The 20553-nt window shown below is 63.5% G+C and carries 18 protein-coding genes and 1 pseudogene; 9 read left to right on the top strand and 10 right to left on the bottom strand.

The window, feature by feature from the left end; all coding sequences use genetic code 11:
- The first annotated feature begins 292 nt into the window (after positions 1-292).
- Entirely contained in the window at positions 293-1048 is a 756-nt protein-coding gene (locus GVL04_RS23320) for a ZIP family metal transporter (RefSeq protein ID WP_159708968.1), read from the top strand.
- A 17-nt stretch (positions 1049-1065) separates the two neighbouring features.
- Here the strand turns inward: GVL04_RS23320 and GVL04_RS23315 are convergent, their stop codons facing one another.
- Positions 1066-2052: a hypothetical protein gene (locus GVL04_RS23315; RefSeq protein ID WP_235036420.1), complete on the bottom strand. Its 987-nt coding sequence runs from the start codon at positions 2050-2052 to the stop codon at positions 1066-1068.
- A gap of 545 nt (positions 2053-2597) precedes the next feature.
- On the opposite strand from GVL04_RS23315, the gene GVL04_RS23310 reads away from it, so the two are divergent.
- The 3 genes from GVL04_RS23310 to cls are packed head-to-tail and all read left to right on the top strand — an operon-like array spanning position 2598 to position 5557.
- A complete protein-coding gene (locus GVL04_RS23310; RefSeq protein WP_235036419.1) occupies positions 2598-2975 on the top strand; it encodes an SHOCT domain-containing protein in 378 nt (125 codons plus the stop codon).
- Positions 2976-3019: 44 nt separating this feature from the next.
- A complete protein-coding gene (locus GVL04_RS23305; protein ID WP_159708964.1) occupies positions 3020-4084 on the top strand; it encodes an AI-2E family transporter in 1065 nt (354 codons plus the stop codon).
- A gap of 6 nt (positions 4085-4090) precedes the next feature.
- Positions 4091-5557: a cardiolipin synthase gene (cls, locus tag GVL04_RS23300; RefSeq protein ID WP_159708962.1), complete on the top strand. Its 1467-nt coding sequence runs from the start codon at positions 4091-4093 to the stop codon at positions 5555-5557.
- A 33-nt stretch (positions 5558-5590) separates the two neighbouring features.
- Here cls and GVL04_RS23295 read toward each other — a convergent pair whose 3' ends face one another.
- Positions 5591-6187: a DedA family protein gene (locus GVL04_RS23295; protein ID WP_235036418.1), complete on the bottom strand. Its 597-nt coding sequence runs from the start codon at positions 6185-6187 to the stop codon at positions 5591-5593.
- Positions 6188-6291: 104 nt separating this feature from the next.
- On the opposite strand from GVL04_RS23295, the gene GVL04_RS23290 reads away from it, so the two are divergent.
- The 5 genes from GVL04_RS23290 to GVL04_RS23270 all read left to right on the top strand — a co-directional run bounded on the left by GVL04_RS23290 (position 6292) and on the right by GVL04_RS23270 (position 14470).
- Complete coding sequence (locus GVL04_RS23290) at positions 6292-8952, top strand: LuxR C-terminal-related transcriptional regulator (RefSeq protein WP_235036417.1); 2661 nt, start codon at positions 6292-6294, stop codon at positions 8950-8952.
- Positions 8953-9068: 116 nt separating this feature from the next.
- Positions 9069-10871, top strand: coding sequence for an SLC13 family permease (locus tag GVL04_RS23285; protein ID WP_159708960.1), 1803 nt, complete (start codon positions 9069-9071; stop codon positions 10869-10871).
- 44 nt (positions 10872-10915) lie between these two features.
- Entirely contained in the window at positions 10916-12634 is a 1719-nt protein-coding gene (locus GVL04_RS23280; protein ID WP_159708958.1) for an MFS transporter, read from the top strand.
- A complete protein-coding gene (locus tag GVL04_RS23275; RefSeq protein ID WP_159708956.1) occupies positions 12631-14142 on the top strand; it encodes a leucyl aminopeptidase in 1512 nt (503 codons plus the stop codon). Before GVL04_RS23280 ends, GVL04_RS23275 begins: the two co-directional genes overlap by 4 nt.
- A gap of 28 nt (positions 14143-14170) precedes the next feature.
- Positions 14171-14470: an SHOCT domain-containing protein gene (locus GVL04_RS23270; protein WP_159708954.1), complete on the top strand. Its 300-nt coding sequence runs from the start codon at positions 14171-14173 to the stop codon at positions 14468-14470.
- Positions 14471-14541: 71 nt separating this feature from the next.
- Here GVL04_RS23270 and GVL04_RS23265 read toward each other — a convergent pair whose 3' ends face one another.
- From GVL04_RS23265 to GVL04_RS23225, 8 genes and pseudogenes are all read right to left on the bottom strand, one after another.
- On the bottom strand, positions 14542-14802 hold the full coding sequence (locus GVL04_RS23265) for a GlsB/YeaQ/YmgE family stress response membrane protein (protein WP_159708952.1): 261 nt from the start codon (positions 14800-14802) through the stop codon (positions 14542-14544).
- Positions 14803-14868: 66 nt separating this feature from the next.
- Positions 14869-15249, bottom strand: a complete 381-nt coding sequence (locus GVL04_RS23260; protein WP_159708950.1) for a hypothetical protein — start codon at positions 15247-15249, stop codon at positions 14869-14871.
- Positions 15250-15364: 115 nt separating this feature from the next.
- Positions 15365-16435 carry an FUSC family protein gene (locus GVL04_RS23255; RefSeq protein WP_200846943.1) on the bottom strand — a complete coding sequence of 357 codons (1071 nt, stop codon included), beginning with the start codon at positions 16433-16435 and terminating at the stop codon, positions 15365-15367.
- 160 nt (positions 16436-16595) lie between these two features.
- Complete coding sequence (locus GVL04_RS23250) at positions 16596-17867, bottom strand: Ig-like domain-containing protein (RefSeq protein WP_235036416.1); 1272 nt, start codon at positions 17865-17867, stop codon at positions 16596-16598.
- Positions 17864-18370: a hypothetical protein gene (locus tag GVL04_RS23245; protein ID WP_159708948.1), complete on the bottom strand. Its 507-nt coding sequence runs from the start codon at positions 18368-18370 to the stop codon at positions 17864-17866. The genes GVL04_RS23250 and GVL04_RS23245 overlap by 4 nt, the downstream gene beginning before the upstream one ends.
- A gap of 1 nt (position 18371) precedes the next feature.
- Positions 18372-19226, bottom strand: coding sequence for a hypothetical protein (locus GVL04_RS23240; protein WP_235036415.1), 855 nt, complete (start codon positions 19224-19226; stop codon positions 18372-18374).
- Between the two features lie 97 nt (positions 19227-19323).
- On the bottom strand, positions 19324-19779 hold the full coding sequence (locus GVL04_RS23235) for a hypothetical protein (RefSeq protein ID WP_159708946.1): 456 nt from the start codon (positions 19777-19779) through the stop codon (positions 19324-19326).
- Positions 19780-20426: 647 nt separating this feature from the next.
- Positions 20427-20553: pseudogene (locus GVL04_RS23225) on the bottom strand (lipoyl synthase); the annotation flags it as partial.

The following is a 20553-nucleotide window of genomic DNA, read 5'->3' as shown; positions in this document are numbered from 1 at the left end:
GACGGCGGCTGCGGTGCCGAGCAGTGCGACGGAGGCGAGGATCTTGCCGGAGGTGGTCTTGAGGGTGATGGCCATGGGAATCGGTGTCCTTTCGGGAGGCCACCGTGAGACCGGCCGGCCGTTTCTTTCAGCCTCTCTGGCTGACAAGAACTACTGTGCCGGGGCAAGATCAAGAACCCATCCTGCAAACCCGCAACACTTCCTCAGGAAAAACTCAAGGCCCACCACAGCCCCAGCAACCCCATATGAAACACTGCATGGTGCACGTGAAGGCCAATGAGAGGGCGCAATAATGCCGATGTGGTTGCAGGCCCTGCTATGGGGAACGCTGGCAGGCGGAGCCCTTGTCCTCGGAGCCGGTATCGCCTGGCTATGGAAAGTACCTCCCAAGATTGTTTCCACGGTGATGGCTTTCGGCGCCGGCGTCCTGATCTCCGCCCTCGCCTTTGAACTCGTGGACGAGGCTGTCGAGGGCGGCGGATTGATCCCCACCATTCTTGGCTTCCTGTTGGGTGCCCTGATCTTTGTGGGCTCGAACGTTCTGCTGGCGCGCGCCGGGGCCAAACATCGAAAGCGCTCCAGCGGGCCCCAACCCTCCGAAAAGGACACGCCAGGCAGCGGAACGGCTATCGCCGTGGGAGCGCTGATTGACGGCATTCCCGAATCGGTGGTCCTCGGCGTCGGGCTCCTCGCCGGCGGAGCGGTGAGCCCGGCGATGCTGGCCGCCGTCTTCATCTCCAACGTCCCGGAGGGCCTTTCCAGTACAGCCGGCATGAAGAAAGCCGGCCGAAGCCCCGCGTACGTTTTTGGTACCTGGATCGGCATCGCAGTGTTCAGCGGACTCGCCGCCCTGATCGGCTACACCGCCTTGGAGAACGCCCCCGCGACCTTGATTGCGTTCATCACCGCCATCGCTGCAGGCGGAATCCTTGCCATGCTTGCCGACACCATGATCCCCGAGGCCTTCGAAGAGCATCACAACCTCACCGGACTCACCGCCGCCGTCGGCTTCCTGAGCGCCTTCACCATCCATCACGTCGGAGGCTAGCGCTCCCGCCCAAGTAGCTAGTGCGGAAGCAGCCCCAACAACGGCAAGGCAGCGGCCGTCGATACCGCCATGGCTGCCGTGTTGCCGATCACCGGATGAAAACCGGCGGGCAGCCGGGCGGAAATTGCCCTGGCAATGGGCGGCGCGAGGATCGCTCCCAGCACGGCCCCGCCGACTATCGCGCTCCACGAACCTCCGTAAGCGAGCACGGCAGCGGGGGCCACGGACACCACTGAAGCGTAGGTGGCCGCCCATCCTCCGCCGCGGTACCAGCGCTGCCAGAAGACAACGCCGATTGCCGAGGTCAGTGCCTGGGCGAACAGTATGTGGGGCAGCAGGTTGGAGCCATACGACGGCAACCCCGGGTTCAGCACGAACGCCGCCGCGACGGCCAGGATCACGCCCAGGCTGGCGAGTTCGTTGGCGAAGAAGTGCGTTTCGGTGAAGTCCTTGAGGACCCGGCGCGCAGCCCACAGGGCGTCGCTGCGGAAAATCAGATCAGCGCCCGACGGCGGTTGATGCTGTCGTGCGGGCAGGCCCGACTCCCGGAGGACAAGCCACGGGAGCTGACGGGCAACCGCGAACGAGACCACCGAGCCCAGGGACATCGCGAGGACGTTCGCCACGACAACGGGCAGGCCAAGCGGCGTGGACACGATGGGGATTAACAGCAACGCCAAGGGTGTGGTGGTGGTTGCGCCGAGAATCGCAGCTGTAAGGGAGGTCTTCCAACCGGCCCCATAAACAAGGACCATGGCGGGCGCGACGCAAACAAAAGGAACGAACGTTGGTTGCCACCCGTCGTCGAGCATCCAACCGAACGCCAGATTGGACAACAACAGACTCAGCGACGCAGATGCCAGCACCCAGGGCCAGAGCCCGGTCCCATAAGTCAGTGAGCCAGCCCATCTTTTCTTCAGGCGGCCGGCAAACCACGCCAGCGCCGCGCCCGCGAGCAGGCCGAGTGCTGCGAGATCCGATTTGAAGAACAAGGGCTCGGTCATGTCTCCCAGAAACCAGCGAAAGGCAGCCATTGGCGAGTCAGTGACGGCCTCCGGCCATCCTGCATATACCGGGCCAACCCGCGGTGATTGTTGAGCGAGGGTATGCAGCACCAGTGCAAACAGTCCAACGATAACCACCATGCCGAAAGCCCCGAGAGCGACTGCGGCCGCGCTATGTTGGGGCGATGGTTCCAGCGGTCGGATAACAGCGGGGTCGCCAGTGGTCCTGGCTGTAAAAGAGTGCGTCATTGGTGGCCCTAAGCGTGCGGCGTGGCGTGGCTTTGAGCAGCGTAACGGACAGTTCATTGCCGCCTGCAACCGCGGCGTTACGGGGAATTTGTGACCGCCGGGACCTTCATTTATCCAACCCCCTCCGCTCACCCTTAGTAGGTGATCTTTCTGTCCAATCGCTGCCGTTCCAGCGCGGGCATAGGCAAGAGGGAGCAGCCGAATCGAAAATGGTGTTGTGGTCCCGCAGGGGAACGGGTCCCTTGCCGGATGACGACGGCCCAGCCCCGGGCCGAATGAACGATGGGAAAGACACCATGAACTTCTTGGAATCGTTGTGGAGCATCATTGTTGCTTTTTTCTTCATTGCCTATTTGATTCTCCTCTTTCAGATCATTTCCGATCTTCTCCGCGACAAGGCCCTCAACGGCGGTGTCAAAGCATTGTGGATTTTGTGCCTGTTCATTGCACCCTTTATCTCCGCATTGATTTACGTAATCATGCGTGGCAAGGGCATGGCTTTGCGGAGCGAAATGCGGGTCCGCGAATCGGTTGAAGAGGCCGAGAATTACATCCGTGAAGTGGCCGGCGCCCCCTCGGCCACCCAACAAATCGAAGCAGCCAAAGCGCTGCTCGCCGCTGGCGATATTACCGAGGCGGAGTACGCTCGCCTGAAGGAGATCGCTTTGTCCTGATCCGGGCTGCGGTCTGCCACCCACGCACGGCCGAAAGGGACCGCATGACGCGATTGAAGGCATTCCCGTTGTTGGAAGGCGGACCGTTCCGATTCGGCCTCATAACAGCCCTGGGCGTTCTTGTTGCCTTGGCTTTGGGCTCGGCGGTTATCACCCTGCGGTATTCACTGACGTTGATCTTTGCAGCACTGTTCATCTCGCTGGGGCTTTACCCTTTGGTCCGCTGGCTGGAACGCCTACGACTCTCACGCGCCGGCGCCGTGCTTGCTGTGGCGGTTGGCTTCCTTGTGGTGGTGGCCATTCTCATCCGTTTTGTGGTGCCGATCCTGGTGGAGGAAGGCACTGCACTGGTCCGGTTGCTGCCGTCCAGCTTCGATGCGGTGGGCGAACAGGAGTGGTTCCGGGACTTCAATGGATCGCTGGGCGGGGCATTGACCCCGCTGCTGGAATGGCTGGAAACCTCGGCCGCGGATCCGAACGTCTGGCTCGCAATCGGCGGCGGCGCTGTGCAGGTGGGGTACAACGTGGTGAATGGCACCTTCGCCGTGATCTTCGTGGTGGTCCTGACGCTTTATTTCGTGGCCGGGCACGAGGTCATGAAATCCAGCCTCTACGCGCTGGTCCCGGCCTCCCGCAGGGAATCATTCGCGGATATATCCGAGACAATTATTGCCTCGGTAGGTAAATATCTGAGCGGCATGTCTATTCTCGCCCTACTCAATGCGATCTTTACGTTCATTGTCTTGTCCGTTGCCGGGGTCAGGTACGCGGCAGTTCTTGCGGTCCTGGCTTTCCCCATCACCCTCATACCGTTGGTGGGCAGCGCCATCAGCACGGCAATCATCACAGTGGTTTCACTTTTCACATCGCCCGCTACGGCGCTGGTGGTTTTCCTCGTCATGTTGGTCTATATGCAAGTGGAGGCCTACGTCCTGACCCCACGGGTGGTGGGGAAAGCGATCAGCATTCCGGGTTCACTGGTGCTCATCGGCGCAATGGTGGGCGGGACGCTCCTGGGGCTGCTGGGAGCGTTGATCGCCTGCCCCACCACGGCCTCGATTCTGCTGATCATCAAAAAGGTGGTCATACCGCAGCAGAACGCCAAGTAGCGCAGCATGCAAGGACTACTGCACGACGCCGATGCCGTCGCCTGGATCTTGTTGGCACTCCACATCGTGCTCGGATCAATCGCCGCAGTGATGGTCTCGGCCAATCGAAGGCCGTCCTCCGCCATTGCCTGGGTGCTGGCGATCATCTTCATTCCCTACCTCGGCATGATTGCATTCCTGCTGGTGGGCCGCGGCAAGCTTCCCAAAGCCAGACGGGAAAAGCAGCGCGCCGTCAACGAGCTCATGCTCGGACGCACGCCTGGCCTCTCAGCAGTCAGCCACAGTGACGACTGGCCCGCCTGGCTGCGTTCCGCCGTCGAACTTAACCTCAGGCTCGGCGCGCTGCCCATGGTGGGCGGCAACCGGGCCGAGTTGCTGGAGGACTACAACGGGAGCTTCGACCGCATGATCGCGGACATGGACACCGCCGAAGAGTACGTGCATGTGGAGTTCTACATTCTTGCGTTGGACCCCACAACGGCGCCGTTCTTCGACGCCATGGAAAGGGCGTGCAAGAGGGGCGTAGCAGTCAGGGTCCTGTTCGACCACCTGGCAGCAGTGGGCGATCCCAAATACCGTGACATGCTGCAGGCTTTTGATGGGATGGGGGCCGAATGGCACGCCATGCTGCCACTGCGCCCCTTCAAAGGACAATGGCAACGCCCGGACCTCCGCAATCACCGGAAATTGGTGGTTGTGGACGGAAGGGTGGGCTACACGGGCTCCCAGAACCTCATCGACGCTTCCTACAACAAGAAGCGGAACATCCGGCGCGGCCTTCAGTGGCACGAACTGATGGTGCGACTGGAAGGTCCCGCGGTGCGGGAGCTCAACGCGGTGTTCGTCACCGATTGGTACAGCGAGTCCGAGACCCTGCTGCCGTTGGATACCTCTCCGGTGGTCCTCGGTTCCGAGCCCGAGCTCATCGACGCCCAGGTCCTGCCCAGCGGTCCCAGCTTCGACAACGACAACAACCTCAAGCTCTACACCACCCTCATCTACAAGGCCGAGCACCGCGTCAGCATCACCAGCCCGTATTTTGTGCCTGACGAAGCCATCCAGCTGGCCATCATCACCGCCGCGTCCCGGGGATTGAGCGTTGAGCTCTTTGTCTCGGAGGTGGGTGACCAAGCCATGGTCTACCACGCGCAGCGTTCCTACTATGAGGTCCTGCTGCGGGCCGGGGTCCGCATTTACCTGTACCGGGCACCGCAGGTCCTGCACGCAAAACACTTCACCATTGACCACGACGTAGCCGTCATTGGCTCGAGCAATATGGATGTCCGCTCGTTCAGCCTCAACATGGAGGTCTCGGTATTGGTGCATGGGCGATCCATCGTGGACCGGATGAGGGCGGTCGAGGACAGCTACCGCGCGGCAAGCACTGAGTTGCTGTTGGAGGACTGGCTGCGCCGTCCAGTGGGTCACGTAGCGCTGGACAACCTTGCCCGACTGACGTCATCCCTGCAATAGCACGGGCCTCTTAAAGGGCACGCCCGTGTTAAGTCAGTCGTCCAGCTGCAGGTACCAGGTCACGGCGGCACTGATACCCCGCCCCAGCAGCAGCGAGAACGCAATGGCGATGACCACGGCGAACTCCGTGGACAGCCCGGGCAACAGCCCCGACAGGGCACCAATGCCCACGGAATATGCGGACCACAGGATGCCTGCCGCCACGGAGTAAAGCACAAACCTGCCCCGCGGTACCGGGGTAATGGCACTGGCAACGTTCATCGTCAGCCGCCCGAGCGGCACGAACCGCGACGTCAGTACCCACGAGGCAGCGTGCTTGGACAGGCGTTCCCGGGAGGCATGCAACGCCTTCTGCGTGCGGGGGCCCTGAAGAATCCCCCAGTTGGCCATGTCCCGACGCCGGACCAGTTCATACGCGCCCAGGTCACCTGCTACTGCTCCCGCCAGCATCGCGGCCACCAGGAGGTACCCGTTGGGAAGGTTGTCAGTTGCTGACAGAGCCCCCAAGGCCACGAACAAGGACGTTGTGGGAATGGGAGGGAAGATTGCCGACAACGCCACAAAGATGGCCCCGAGTGGGTAGACCCACCCGGAATCGGCGGCACTCATGATGTCTTTGAAAGCTTGCACGGTGAAACCCCTTTCCGGGCCTCGCCCAAGCGTCTCATGGCGGCCACCACAATCCTTACGCCCAAAGGTCGCCGCGCGGATCGCCCTTACTGGGTGAATCCTCGATGCCCCGCCCCTACACTGAAGGGGTGGACGACCAAGGTGGTACCCGCCCGGACCTCTTGAGCCCCAAGCTGATCGCGGTCCCCAGGCCGCCTTTGGACCTGCTGGCTCGACCCTGCCTTGTGGCAAAACTCAACGCCGCACGGGACGTCGTCCTCCTGTGTGCCCCAGCCGGGTACGGCAAAACGGCGCTCCTCACCCAATGGCTCGACGGGCAGCCGGACTCCGTCGCCTGGGTCAGTCCGGACCTTCAGGCATTCCCAGCTTTGTGGCCCGCGCTGCTTCACGCACTCCGGCAGTGCCCCGCCATACCGCACGGCGCCCTCAGCTGGTTTACCGGAGCCGAGAAGAATGCGCCGGAAGTCATTCACGTATTGTCCGAACAATTGACCGCCACGGGAACCACCGTCCGCCTGGTCATTGACGGAATCGATCAGTTCCCGGCAGACGAACTCGATCACTGGGTGCCTGCACTGCTGAACCACGCCGGGCCGCCCTTCCAATTGATCCTGGCCACCCGTGTCAGCACTGCGGTTGATTCAGCACGGGCCCGGCTCAGCGGCCGAATCCTGGAGCTTCACTCAAGCGACCTCGCCTTCTCCTTGGACGAGATCAACTCACTCGCAGCAAAGACCATCACTTTGCTGGGGACGCAACAGCTGGGCGAGTTGTTCCGGCAGACTGCGGGCTGGCCCGCGTGCGTAGTCCTTGCCTTGCGTTCGCTGCGCGGTTCGGCCGATCCGGAGGCGCCCATAGGTGACATCGCGGGCAACAACCGGGAGCTCGCCGAATACCTGGCCCACGAAGTCGTCCGGACACTTTCCAGTGAAGAACGGAAGGTGCTTTCCAGTACCTGCGTGTGCCGGGTCTTGGTCGCCGCCCAAGCCAACGCCCTGGCCGGCCACCGACATGCCGGGAATGCCCTGGCCCGCCTTGGCGATGACCTCGATCTGGTGGAATCTGCTGGGAGCGGACGGAGGGTCTTTTTGGTGCGTCCGCTGATCCGTGCGTATTTCCGGGCGGAACTTGCCCGGCGGGACCCTGACGAACTGCTTCGCCTGAACCGGATCGCCTCGCAGTGGCACGAGCTGGCCGGTGAACCCGAGGCTGCGCTCAGGCACGCCATGGACTCAGCCGACCACGGGTTAATCGGCACAGTCCTCGAGCGGCATGGAGCAGCACTCCTGGGCTCGGGCGGAGTCACCAGGGTCCGGCGGGCTATTGCCGTGCTGCCGGATTCCGTTCTGGCGGCGAGCCCCAAGCTGTGCGTGGTTGCGGCATTGGCTCATGTGGAAAGCCGTCAGCCCACCACGGCTGCCCGGTACCTGGCCGCCGCGAATCGCAATTGGGCAGACGATTCGCCGCCCGATCTCCGCGAACTCCGGGCTCTGGCAGAAGCCCGCCTGTCCTGGTTCAGCGGTGAATGGGAGAACCGACACCCCACGGCCACCACCGACTATGCCGCCCTCCCTTTATCCCGGCAAAGCGATATCCGGATTGAAGCGAGGATGGTTTCGCTCACGGCCGCGGTTGTCGAACAGAATTATGGGACTGCCGAGAACGAAGCCACAGAAGCACTGATCGAAGCTGCGGAAGCTGGCAACAGTTATCTGGCCGGCAAGGTGTACCTCAAGCTGGCGGGCATCTCTTCAATGCAAGGCCACCTCCGTCGCGCCAGTGAATACCTGCAAGAGGCCGAGGAGAGACTGCCCACTCACGTATGGTCGGCGGGAGCAGGCCGGTCGGTTGGCGCCCTGATTCACGCCTCGGCAGCACTCCTCGCGGCCGAACCCGCCGCGGCCCTGAAGTTTGCGGCGGCGGGCGCTGCCGAACTCGGACAGCTGGGGTCATCCTCCAAAGGAGTCGGCGCCGCGATGCGCGCCACCCTGGAACTGGTCACCGCGTGTGCCCACCTGGATACGGGGGACAGGCGCCACTCCTTGGATGGGATGCGGCAAGCACGGCTGCGCATCGGCCAGGACCATCTGTTCGCCCAACCGATGGCAGCCTTCGTAGCGGTCATCGAACATACGGCTGCCCTTGCCTTGGGGCATGCCGAGCGGGCACGCGAGGTCCTGGAATGGGCCGAGGAGCTCATCCCGGGTTCGGGCGAACTGTGCCTGCTGCGCGCCCAGGGCCCAGCCGGCATCAGCCGCTTCGATGCCGCCACGGAGCGCCTCCGGCCACTGCATACCGGCGCGGTGGCGCCCCTCCTGGAATGGACGTGGCTTCACGTGAACGTCCTGGAGTGCTCCATGGCCATCCGCACAGGGCGGCGGACACTTGCGGGAAAGCTCCTGGAGGACGCACTGGGCAAAGCCGACGAACTTGGCGTGATCCGGCCCTTGGCCATCGCCCCCCAGGAGGTCATCGACCTGCTGGTGGAACGGGCGGGAGCACACGGCCCCCAAGAGGAACTCGCCAAAAAGCTTCTGGCGTTGCGGTCCCCCGCCGATGCCAGGCGGGCACCGCTGCTGACCCCGCGGGAGCGGGAGGTCCTCACCCTGCTTCCATCACACTTGTCGCAGGAACAGATGGCGTCGGAACTTCACTTGTCCGTGAACACCGTCAAGACGCACATACGGATCATCTACTCCAAGCTCGGGGCCGGATCACGACATGACGCTGTGGCCGCCGCCTACAAATTTGGACACTTACCCTAGGCCGTGACCTCGGAAGACACCCATCACTCACCCGATTGGGGTGACCCTGCGGCATTAACCCGGATCTAGTCTGAAAGCATGCTGGCAGAAGACCCGAGGATTTGCCGAAGGCACCCATGACAGACGTCGTCGTCACGTTGCTGGTGCTCGTCGTGGTGATCGCCGCGTTCGTCTGGAACCGCTTGCCGGTGGAGGTCGTAGCGCTGGGAGCAGCGTTGGCCTTATACGGCACCGGCATCGTTGGACTCGAGGACACGTTCGCCGGCTTCGGGAGCGGGACCGTGGTGTTGATCGCCGCTTTGTTCGTCGTGGCGGAGGCTATCGACGCCGCAGGAGTCACCACGTGGCTCGGGAGCCTGCTCATCAGGTTTTCGGGGACCAGCCGGACCCGGCTCATGGTGTTGATGATGGTCCTGACGGCGCTTCTGACGGCGCTCATCAGCGTCAATGGAGCTGTTGCGGCCTTGCTGCCCATGGTTGTTGTGCTCGCAGTCCGGCTGGGTCGCAGGCCTTCGGAACTCCTCATGCCCATGGCTTTCGCGGCCCACGCCGGTTCCCTGCTGATTCTTACCGGCTCACCTGTGAACATCCTGATCCTCAACGCGGCCCTGGACACTACGGGGAAGGGGATCGGGTTCTTCGAGTTCGGGCTGGTTGGACTGCCGCTGCTCCTCGGCACCATCGGCCTGACTCTCTGGCTGGGTCCTTCCCTGCTGCCCAGCCGCACCCCGGAAGCCCTTCCCAAGGATCTGGGTTCCCACGGCAAGACCCTCATGACCCATTACCTGGGCGAAGACGGACTGAGCAGGCTCACCATTCCGTCCGGTTCGGTGCTGGTGGGCCAGCCGGTTGCCTGCATTCAGGATGATGACGACGGCGGCCACCTGCACCTCATCAGCGTGCAGGGACCGGACGGTAAACAGTCCACGAACGGGACGTTCGAACCGGGCGATGAGATTGTGGTGCGTGGCGGTCAACCACTCATTGACGCCTTCGCGGCCAAGCACGGCCTCACGCAGGACGACGACGCGACCTGCGGACTCATCAGCAGCAGTTACGGCGTGGCCGAGGTGGTGGTCGCACCACGCTCCAACCTCGTCGGCACCGAAGCGTACCCCGGCATGGTCACGGAAAGCGGTGCCCTGGTGGTGTTGGCCCATCAGCATCCGGGCGAACCGGAATCCTCCGGACGCTCACGTGTTACGGCCGGGGACAGGCTCCTGCTGCAGGGAACCTGGTCCGCGCTGGACCAGCACACCCTGGACCACAATGTGCTGCTGGTGGACTCGCCGGACACTATCCGCCGCCAGACAGTCCCGTTGGGACCGCGCGCGACGCCGGCCCTCATAGTCCTCGGGGTGATGGTGATCCTGCTGGCCACCAACCTCGTGCCAGCCCCCATTGCCGCACTGTTGGCCGCGCTGGCCATGGTGGTGCTGCGGGTTGTCACAGTAAAACAGGCACACCATTCCATGGCGTGGACCACCCTCATCCTGGTGGCCGGCATGATTCCGCTGTCTACGGCCATCACGTCGACGGGGACAGCTGAAATCCTCGCTGAGGGCATGGTTTCCGTAGTAGGGAATGGTGGGCATTTGCTGCTGCTTGTCGGGCTCTTCGTGGTCACCGCCGTGCTGGGTCAGTTGATCAGCAACACAGCCACTGCCCTGATCATCATCCCGATCGCCCTTTCGGTGGCCCAGGAGTCATCCATCAACCCGTACGCAGTGTTGATGTGCGTCTCGGTGGCCTCATCTGCGGCCCTGCTGACACCGGTGGCGACGCCGGCCAACATGATGATCATGCAGCCGGCCGGCTACAGGTTTGGCGACTACTGGAAGTTTGGCCTGGCCATCATGGCACTGTACGCGGCCGTTGCCATCCTGCTGGTTCCCGTGTTCTGGCCACTTCAGGCCTAGCAACCAACAACCTATGCAACCACCAGAGTAAACAGGAGCATGACATGGCCAGTGACCGCACCACCCAAGCGACACCACCTACCGTCAAAGCGGCTTCCTGGCTGCCTTTGATCGTGGTGGTCCTCACCCAGATCCAGGCATCGTTCGCCGTCAACGCATTGACTGTCTCAATGCAGGGCATCACCACGGACCTGGACACGGCAGCGACCTCCGTCGGCACGGCCATCACTGCCGGCACGTTCTCGATGGCGGCCTTTATCCTTTTGGGAGCGAAACTCGGCGCCCGTTTCGGAACGCGCAAGGTGTTCCAAATCGCCGTCGCCATTCATGCCGCCGCCATGGCGGGTGTGGCGCTCAGCCTGAGTCCCACGATGCTCTTCATAGCCCAGGCCTCCTCGGGCGCCGTCATTGCGCTGATCGCCCCTGCGCTCACGGTTTTCATCGCCACCAACTACAAGGACCAGCAGCAAGCGAAGGCCATCGGGCTCCTGGCTGCGGCCATCCCCGCGGCAGGCGTGCTGGCACTGTTGATTGCCGGCTGGTTCGCCACCACCATCGGATGGCGGTATTCGTTCGGCCTGATGGTGGTCCTCGGTGCCATCAACCTGCTGCTGAGCTTCAAGCTCAAGTCCGTCCCGGCGCAAACCCAACTGAAGATCGATTGGACCGGCTCAATCATTGCTGCCGTGGCCATCATCCTGTTGAGCTTCGGCTTCAGCGGCCTCTCCGCGTGGGGCACGTGGTTTGCCACTCCCCAGGCACCCTTCGATATTTTGGGTCTCTCGCCGGCACCACTCCTGATCCTCCTCGGTGCCATCGCGGGACAGGTGTTCTTCATGTGGGTGCGGAAGCGCCAGGATGCCAAACTGCCCCGCATCTTTGACCTGCGGGTGTTGGCCTCCAGCTCCGAGCTCGCTGTCACCGCCTGCATGGCCACCATGCTGTTCGTGGGAACAGCAGCCAACTTCCTGATCCCCCTGTACATGCAGATCGTGCAGGGCCGTTCCGGCATTGAGACGTCGTTCTCGATCATTCCCTACACCTTGTCCATCTTCCTCGCGAGCACTTTCGTGGCGTTCCTGTATGAAAAGTTCCCGCCAAGGACCATCGCGCAAGCCGGCTTCGTGGTGGTGGCCGGCGCGCTGGTCCTGCTCGCCTTTACCATCCGGAACGACTGGGGACAGCTCTTTGTGGTGCTGGGCTTGATCCTGCTGGGACTCGGGCAAGGCGCGATCGTCGCTTTGGTGTTCAACACCCTCCTCAGCGCTGTGCCCCGCGAATTGGCAGGCGACGTCGGTGCGTGGCGCGGCCTGGTGCACAACCTCTCGGGCAGTGTGGGCATCGCGGTGGCGAGTGCGTTCGCCGTCGGCATGCTTTCCTCGCTCATAGCCAGCGGCGCCGCCGCGCATCCGGAAGTTTCCCAAGAGCTGATATCGAAGGTGAGCATCAATGACGCCGACTTCATGACCAATGCGCAAGTTGAGGCGGCCATCGGGGACAGGGTGAGCAGCCCCTCCGAGCTGGCCGCCGCGACGGAAGTCAACGCCGAGGCACGACTCCGGGCCCTGCAAATATCCCTTCTGGGGTTGTCCGGGCTTGCCCTGCTGGCGATTGTTCCAGCGGGCCGCATGCCCGGCCGCATGAAGGGCGATCTGCCCGAACAGCTTGAACCCGATGATCCCGATGCCATCCCCGAGGCAGGCCTCCCGGCCGACCAGGCCGTCAAAGCGCATCCCACACCCACAGAACAGGCGAAACGGTGAATCACGAACCTTACAAATTGATCCCGGAAGACTTCTCACCGGTTCCTTCCCTCGACGGAACCGGGCCGGAGCTGCACTTCGTGGACGGCTTCGGCACACTCGATGCGATCGGCGTGCTTGTCCCCTCGGAGGGTGACGTTCCGGCGGCCGTTGGCCTGCACCGCGAAACCCTGGAAAGCGCGGGCTTTGACGGTAAGCCCGGGACTACCCTGCAGCTGGCAAATGCTTCGGGCACCCTGGTGGTGGCCGTCGGCGGTGGAAAACCGGGCTCCTTGGATTCAGATGGCTGGCGTAAGGCTGCAGCAGCATTGGTCCGGGCAACCCAGAAGCACTCGCGGATCGGCTTCGAGCTCTCCGACACGGCGGGCATGGATGCCGAGCGCCTGGGCCAGGTGCTGGCCGAGGGCGTGCTGTTGGCCCGCTACAACTACGACACGCTCAAGAGCAAAGCAAAGGGAACCCCCCTTGCCGAGGTGCAGTTCCTTGCTCCGGGAGTAGACACTGCGGCCGCTGAACGAGGCGTGACGACGGGCCGGGTGAAGGTGCGCGCCACCACCATTGCCCGGGACCTCTGCAATGCGCCGCCGAGCCACTTGACCGCGGCCGGCTTGGCTTCGGCGGCGAAAGAGCTTGGGGAACGGTTCGGTTTTGGGGTTGAGGAGTTCGACAAGCAACAGCTCATCGACCTCCGCTGCGGCGGGCTCCTTGGCGTCAACGCCGGCAGCGCCCAGGAGCCGCGGATGATCAAGCTGACATACCAACCCGAGGGGTCGCCCACCGGCCACCTCGGCCTGGTGGGCAAGGGCATCATGTACGACTCCGGCGGTGTCAGCCTCAAACCCAGCGATCCCATGCACCTGCTGATGAAGATGGACATGGGCGGAGCTGCGGCAGTCCTGGCCGTCTTTACCGCCCTGCGCGACCTCGGCTGCAAAGCCTCCGTCTCGGGATTCCTGATGTGCACTGACAACATGCCCTCCGGCTCGGCCTACAAGCTGGGGGACGTCCTCACCACCCGCAGTGGACTCACCATCGAGGTGAAGAATACCGACGCCGAAGGCCGCCTGGTGATGTGCGATGCCCTGACGCTTGCGGTCGAGGATGGCGTGGACGGCATCGTTGATATCGCCACGCTCACGGGCGCCGCCCTGATGTCGCTGGGGCAGCTCACTGCTCCGGTGTTCGGCAACGATCAGCGGTTGGTCGACCTCGTCCTCGAGTCGGGCGGCCGTGCGGACGAGCAATTGTGGCAGCTTCCGTTGGAACGGGCCTACCGTCCCCAGCTGGATTCGGACGTGGCGGATATTTCCAACCTCGGTGGCCCCTATGCCGGTTCCACTACGGCCGCCCTGTTCCTGGCCGAGTTTGTGGGCGAAACCCCGTGGGCGCACATCGACATCGCAGGCACCATGCAGTCGGACAAGGACGATGCGTGGAGAAGCAAGGGAGCCACCGGCTTCGGCGCACGCCTCCTGATCGACCTGGCCCTCGGTTATTCAGCCGAATAGCCGAAACATCCAGCGAAGGGAGTCAATTGTGGGTCTGTTCAGAACCGCAGGCCGTGCCGCCGTCGTCGGTTCGATCCTTGGCCGCACGCAACGCAGGCAGCAACAACGCTTTGCCGCCGAGGATGCTGCTGCAGCTGCGGCGGCCGGAAACCAGCCGCCGCCTGCGTATCTGCCAGTGCCGCCGGCCCCGCCGCCTGTACCGGCCGCCGTCGTCGATCCGACCGATCACATGCTCGCCCAACTCAAGCAGCTGGGGGAGTTGAAAAGTGCCGGCGTCCTCAATGACAAAGAGTTCCAGGCGCAGAAGGCGAGGATCCTGGCGCGCTGATTGCCGCCTGCCTGAAGACAGCGAAGAGGCCCCGACGCAGCAGCGTCGAGGCCTCTTCGCATTCGAGGCGGTTAGGCCTTCTTGCGCGTCAGCAGTCCCCAGATGATGAGGACGATCAGTGAGCCGCCGATTGCGAGCAGCCACGTGGACAGCGACCAGAACTGGTTGATACCCACGTTGAAGAGGGCGCTGCCGATCCATCCACCCAGGACGGCGCCGACGATGCCGAGCAACAGCGTAGCGATCCAGCCGCCGCCCTGGTTGCCAGGCTTAATGGCCTTGGCGATGGCTCCAGCAATCAAGCCCAATACGATCCAACCGATGATTCCCATTTTTATCCCTCTTTCTTTCCGGTGTCGTCACGGCCCCGCGATCAGCGCGGACAGCCGCAGGTCAGGTCAGTGTTGCCGCAAGAGGGATTCGACGTCTTCCGCCGGCACCCCCGCGGCTTCGGCCAGTGCGTGAGGTTCGATACCTGCATCCGCTGCCTTCTTGAAGGCCAGCTCCAAGGTGTTCTGCGCGATGGCGAGTTCGTGCTGCAGGCTCTGGCGGCGAAGTGCCGCAATCCATACGCCACTCACGGGATCCAGTGCATCAATGTCCATCCGGAAGCCGCAACTACAGGCCCATTCGGGCCAGATAGGCTCCACGGAGACCCACTTCATGGAGTCGTGCGCAGGGCCGGCGGAGATGGCCATCCGTGAACCGCAGTGCACGGGACCACGGGCATGGACTGGTTCCGTGAGTGCGGAGCTGGGTTCCTGCAGCGCAACCGTCATCGTCTTTCCACACATTCGCTAGTAAGTATCTTGGGTAACTAGTTATACGTGTACTTATCAATTTGTCCAAACCTAGGCCCTGGGCATCGGCGTGGCGCTCGGGAGCGCCGTGGGGTCAACGAACCCCTGTTGCCCGACCCGCCTGCAGCCGCCGCCACACCGCAGGAGCCACCACCACGGCCACGCCGACGGCGGCACCAATGACGGTCTCGATGATGCGGTCCCGGAGAAGTAAACCAGGGTCAACCGGCGCAGCCAACAGCGTGGCAATCAAGGCCAGCGGAGTCACGAAGACCTGCGCCACCAGGTACTGCCGGGCGATGAACATTTCAGCCCCGAACTGGCACGCGGCGATCACCAGGACCATTGCCCACGGCGCGGGGTTGAGCCACAGAATGCCGGCGAGCAGGACCAGTCCGATCACCGTGCCGGCAATCCTTTGGATGCCACGGCTCACGCGGTGGCGCGTGGAGTGGCCCACCAACGGGACCACGGCCGCAACCATCGCCCAGTAGGTGTGCCCGAACCCGAGCCGCTCCCCCACCAGCGTCGCGATGGTTCCCGCAAGGCCGGCAGCCACCAGGTAGCCGCCGCCTTCGAGCCAGATCGCGCGGCGTTCGGCTGCGGTGTGGCGGATCCGAGGCGGCCGCTTCCATGGTGTCCGGTGGCTCTTGACCACGCGTGAGGACATGCCAATCAGCAGGCAGAACCCCGTGGTGAGTACCGACACCAGCATCGCCTCCCAGAGGGGCGGCTGGGCGGCGATGGAAGCGATGGCGGCAAAGGCAAAGATATGAAAGAGGGAGCCGCCGGGACGGAGCCGCCAGGCGGCCACCACCACGGAGCAGCCTCCGGCCACCACGGTGGTCGCAGCCGTCAACAGCCACGAATATGCGGCACCTTCCACGCCCGAGCCCTGCGCAAAGCGAGCCATGAGAGTGGCCAGAAGGATGACGAAAAGCATGAAGCCGCCGGCGCGCAATTGGCTGCGGAAGCGGACGCTATGGGGTTCGTTTCGGCCGTAAATTCCGGTGAAGGCACCGAACGAGGCAAACACCGCCAGGTCCAGCCGACCGATCAGCGTCAACGTAATCAGCGGAACAAACACACCTACTGCGCAGCGGAGGGCGGGATGGTGGTCCTTGTTTCCAGGGCCCATCGTGAACATTTCCGCTACAGCCTTCAAGGGGGCGGCTCGCCTTTCGTCGCAGGATCAAAACGTACGACGGCGGCACTGGCGTCCGCTTCAAGGTTACGCTCCGAGAACTGGGCTACTCCGGAATTATGTACAGATAGTGCCTCGAATCACGGATCGTAGGGGCATATCCATACACAAACTGCGGGGCTTAGAACCGGGACGTGGTGGGGCTGGTGAACTGTGTGGTGGCGAGCGGGTTGCCTGCGATGTCCGTCAAGCCTGAGGCCGGTGTGAACTTTGCTGCTGCCAACGGCTGGGCAGTCGAGTTCCCTGACCCGGACATCGTGCCCAAAGTGAGGACCAGGGTCTTGGCTACGGGGTTCCACTGCAGAACCGATGCGTTGCTTCCCGATCCGCTGAAGGTCATCGATCCCGACGTTTCGTAATCGCCGCCGAGAGCCACCGTGCCGTACTTGAGGGTGGAGCAACCGGTCGATGTGACCGTCAGATTGTCCGAGGAATTCACCGTAGCGGTGACCTGGCCGTTGCCGCTCAGTGTTTGCGTGGACGTGTCACTGGTCCAGGTGCTACAGATAGCGCTGGCGTCCAAGGGCTCGGAGAACGTCAGGGTCACGATGTCGTCCCGTTCTATTCTGCCGTTGATGCTGCCTCCATTGCTGAGCTGCACGCCGGTGACTGTTGGTGCTATCACGTCCTTAGTGGACGTATCAGTACCTGCTGCGCCGGTGTTTCCAGCGGCGTCGGTGGCTCGGGCTGAGTAGGTGACGGTTCCATCGTTCAGGGTAGTGAGGTTCAACGCTGTCGCTGTCCAGTTGCCTGAACCGTTGGCGGTGACAGACTTCGTGACTGTATGCGCTGCGCCGGCATCAATGACGGTCAGTAGGACGGTTGAGTTTGCTTCCGCCGTGCCAGTCGCCGAGATGTTCGCTGCGGTGGATGCTATGACGTATGTGGGCGCGTTGACTGTGGGAGCGCCTGGGGCGGTGGCGTCCACTACTGAGCCTGTGCTTCGCAGGCTCTCGGTCCCTTGCCACAGCGAAAGCATCGGCGTCACCGCGTAGTACCACGTGCCGGTTGTCGCCGTGTCAGTGCACGTCAGCGCAGCAACAGTTCCCGTGCAGGTACCCGCGGCCGCGACCTTGGTGCCGCCCGCGGCGGAAGCGTAGCGAGCGATGCTGTAGCCGGTCGCGGACCTGCCTGCCGCCGTCGTGCTTGCCGCCCAGGTGACCGTCACGCTGCCCGCAAGGCCGACGACGGCCACCGGCTTGGCACCTTGGTTGACGGTGTCGGCCTTGGCCGCTCCGAGGTTGCTGCTGACCGTGCTCCAGAACGCGCTGGCGGCCGGCCCGCCCCACGAGACCAGGAGAATGCCCACCACGATCACCACCAAGCGGTTCCACCTGCCCATGGTTACCGGCCGGGACGCCGCGGTGCCCAAAGACTTGCGGCGCCGGATCACTTCCGCACCTCCAGCGTGACGGGAACGCGGAATTGGGCTCCCTGGCATGCCGAAAGTGAAGCAGCGCTCATGCTGGCAGCACCCGGCAACGTCAGCAGGATGGACGAGTTTGGCTGGATGGTCAGCGGCGGTGAGAGCGGGATGGGAGGCGGCGTGAATGTCACTCCGGTGGTGGTGCAGGCTGCGTGGGCAGCGTCGGCGGTCACTGCACCGTTGGCTGCCACCCCGTAGATGGTGACGGCGTGCGCATTGGGATTGGTGGCCCGAAGGATGACGTCGGCAGTTCCGCCTGGAACGAGGCTGTTCTGCGGGGTGTCCCCTGCGATGAGCGCGTCCACGATGACCGTTTGCATCGTCCCGTTGGCCGCGGAACCCGCACCAACGCCGGTGCTGGCCCAGTAAGCGTAGGCGGCCCCTGTGCCGCCGAGGACGCAAAGCGCCACCGTGGCAGCAGCAGTTCGTGCGAGCCGTCCAGTGGTGAATGCTCGGGCTGTCGTTTTCATGTCAGTTCGCCTGTCCCGTCCCGGAGTAGGTGAATTCGAGCGTCGCACCCTTGCAGCCGTCCTGAAGCTGCAAGGTATCCAGCATGCTGATGCGGGGCCAACTCCCTTGGGGAACCCCCAGGGCGGACAGCGACGTTGCTCCTGGCTGGACAGTGATCGGGTACGTACCGGTGTACTGCGTGATGGCGTAGTCGGCAGCACCGCAGGGAAGCCCGGCCGCGACAGCCCCCGGCGTACGAACCACTTGGCTGATTGACGCAGACAGGTTCGTCACCGCGATGGCCTTGTTCTCCGGGTTGGAGATCTGCAGGTCGATGGGAAGCGAAAGCCCCGGGGCCAATGCGCCAGTCAGCGAACCCGAGACTCCGAAGTTCCGCTTTACTTCCTTCACGTGCAACTGCGCCTTTGCAGCGTTCGACTGAAGGTTGCCACCGGTTGCTGTAACAGTGAAGTCGAACTTCCCGGCCGGTGTGGTGGGATTCGTGGAGACGGTCAACGTCACCTTCGTGGAACTGCCGGTGGTAAGGACGCCCGACGACGGCGACCACGCCGCCGTCGCTCCGGAGGGGACTCCCGCGGCTGAGAGGGTCACGGTTCCTCCGAATCCTCCGGCCGATGAGATCGTGACATCGAACGCCGCCGACTGTCCTTGGTCCAGGCTGCGGCTTGATGGGGACACGGTCACGATAATGCCCTTCGTCTCCTTGGCCCCGGTCGCATTCCCATTGTTTTGCCCTCCGCTGGCACCCAGGGATGCAACAGACGCAAGGACAACCAACAGACTGAGGAGCGCCGCCTTAACGGCAACCCCCGCGCGTCCGGACGGCATCCTCATGCGTGCTGCCTGGGGTTGCATGGAGCCTCTTTTCGGACGAGGGTGTTGGGGCGGTTCCTGGTTGCCAAGGCCTGGCCGGGGACCCTCCCCGGAAGGGGTGGTCCCCGGCATGGACGGGCTAGCTGCTGGTGACGTTGACCGTTACGATTGCCGACTTGCAGGCGTCCTGGTTGACGGTGCCGCTGTCGTTGAACTTCAGCGTCCCGCTGCCCACGGAGGTTCCGGTGGCATTGGCGGCAACCAGGGTGTTGGTGGTAACTGCGGTGACCTCGAACCAGGCCGGGAGACAGCCAGCCACGTTGGTGGTCACGTTGGCGGTCAGGGCTCCAACGACGGTGCCCGTCGTCGTCGAGTTGTCCGCTGTGTACGCGACCGGCACTTGGTTGCCTGGTGCGAGGCCTCCGGCGAACGTTGCGTGCAGCGTGACAGTTCCACCGCCGGCCGAGTTGGTGGCCGAACCGCTGCCAGAGCCGGTCGTGGTCCAGTAGGCGTATGCCGCTCCGCCGCCCACAGCCACCAACGCCACGCCTGCGACTGCGGCGGTGATCCGGCTCTTCTTGGAAAGTTTGCGCATGATATGACTCCTTGGTTGATCGATGTACCGGGGAGCCGCAGCGCAACCCCCAGCATCCGGCCGTTGCTGGCGGATGAAGCGATGCCCCCAATAGTTCAGCCATGGGCAGACCCGTGGCTACTCTCGGATGTACGCCTCTTTTGAGTCCGACCAAGGGGTCGGAAATACGCTCCTCGGGCACGTGGGTACTCAGTTTTGAGGTCGGACCACTTGGACGTGAGCCGGATTCACTGGCACGGGCGCGGCCACGTGTACTCAGTTTGGGGAGGCTGCCTTCCGGGCCCGAACCGCCCTGCCCGGCACGCCTTTGGTCGGGCTGCGCCAACATTGTGCCTTTCTTGAGGCAAAACTGCGCTGGCGTTCGATGCTCACATGTTCACGACTCAACACACGCAGTTAACGCACGGCGGCGTTAACGCACGACGGCGGCCAGTCGCCTTGGGAGGCAACCGACCGCCGTCGGGGGCTGGCGTCTATCGATCACGACGCCAGCGGGAGCGAGTCCAGGGAGTTGAAGCTGTACAGCTGGATGCCGTCGACCACGCTGAAACCGAGCTCGCTGAGCTTGATGGCGGTAGCCATGGTGGGTTCGATGCCGTGGTGCGGCAAGCAGGTGACGCTGAGGGTAGTGGAGGTCGGAGCAGTGCCTAGCCGTGGGCGGCGAGGATGGTGGAGGCTTCCTGGCGGGTGGTGCCGGAGGACTCGATGTGGGCCAGGGCGGCCGGGATTTCCCAGCCCTTCTTCCGCATCGCGGTGGCCCAAAGACGCCCGGCC

The organism is Arthrobacter sp. 18067 (assembly GCF_902706295.1).
In the GTDB taxonomy this organism is placed as follows: domain Bacteria; phylum Actinomycetota; class Actinomycetes; order Actinomycetales; family Micrococcaceae; genus Arthrobacter.
This window is presented reverse-complemented; position numbering and strand designations above follow the sequence as displayed.

Coding starts and splice junctions, on each gene's coding strand:
- GVL04_RS23320 (WP_159708968.1), top strand. CDS start 293: ATGCCGATGTGGTTGCAGGCCCTGCTATGGGGAACGCTGGCAGGCGGA.
- GVL04_RS23315 (WP_235036420.1), bottom strand. CDS start 2,052: ATGACCGAGCCCTTGTTCTTCAAATCGGATCTCGCAGCACTCGGCCTG.
- GVL04_RS23310 (WP_235036419.1), top strand. CDS start 2,598: ATGAACTTCTTGGAATCGTTGTGGAGCATCATTGTTGCTTTTTTCTTC.
- GVL04_RS23305 (WP_159708964.1), top strand. CDS start 3,020: ATGACGCGATTGAAGGCATTCCCGTTGTTGGAAGGCGGACCGTTCCGA.
- cls (WP_159708962.1), top strand. CDS start 4,091: ATGCAAGGACTACTGCACGACGCCGATGCCGTCGCCTGGATCTTGTTG.
- GVL04_RS23290 (WP_235036417.1), top strand. CDS start 6,292: ATGCCCCGCCCCTACACTGAAGGGGTGGACGACCAAGGTGGTACCCGC.
- GVL04_RS23285 (WP_159708960.1), top strand. CDS start 9,069: ATGACAGACGTCGTCGTCACGTTGCTGGTGCTCGTCGTGGTGATCGCC.
- GVL04_RS23280 (WP_159708958.1), top strand. CDS start 10,916: ATGGCCAGTGACCGCACCACCCAAGCGACACCACCTACCGTCAAAGCG.
- GVL04_RS23265 (WP_159708952.1), bottom strand. CDS start 14,802: ATGGGAATCATCGGTTGGATCGTATTGGGCTTGATTGCTGGAGCCATC.
- GVL04_RS23260 (WP_159708950.1), bottom strand. CDS start 15,249: ATGACGGTTGCGCTGCAGGAACCCAGCTCCGCACTCACGGAACCAGTC.
- GVL04_RS23245 (WP_159708948.1), bottom strand. CDS start 18,370: ATGAAAACGACAGCCCGAGCATTCACCACTGGACGGCTCGCACGAACT.
- GVL04_RS23240 (WP_235036415.1), bottom strand. CDS start 19,226: ATGCAACCCCAGGCAGCACGCATGAGGATGCCGTCCGGACGCGCGGGG.
- GVL04_RS23235 (WP_159708946.1), bottom strand. CDS start 19,779: ATGCGCAAACTTTCCAAGAAGAGCCGGATCACCGCCGCAGTCGCAGGC.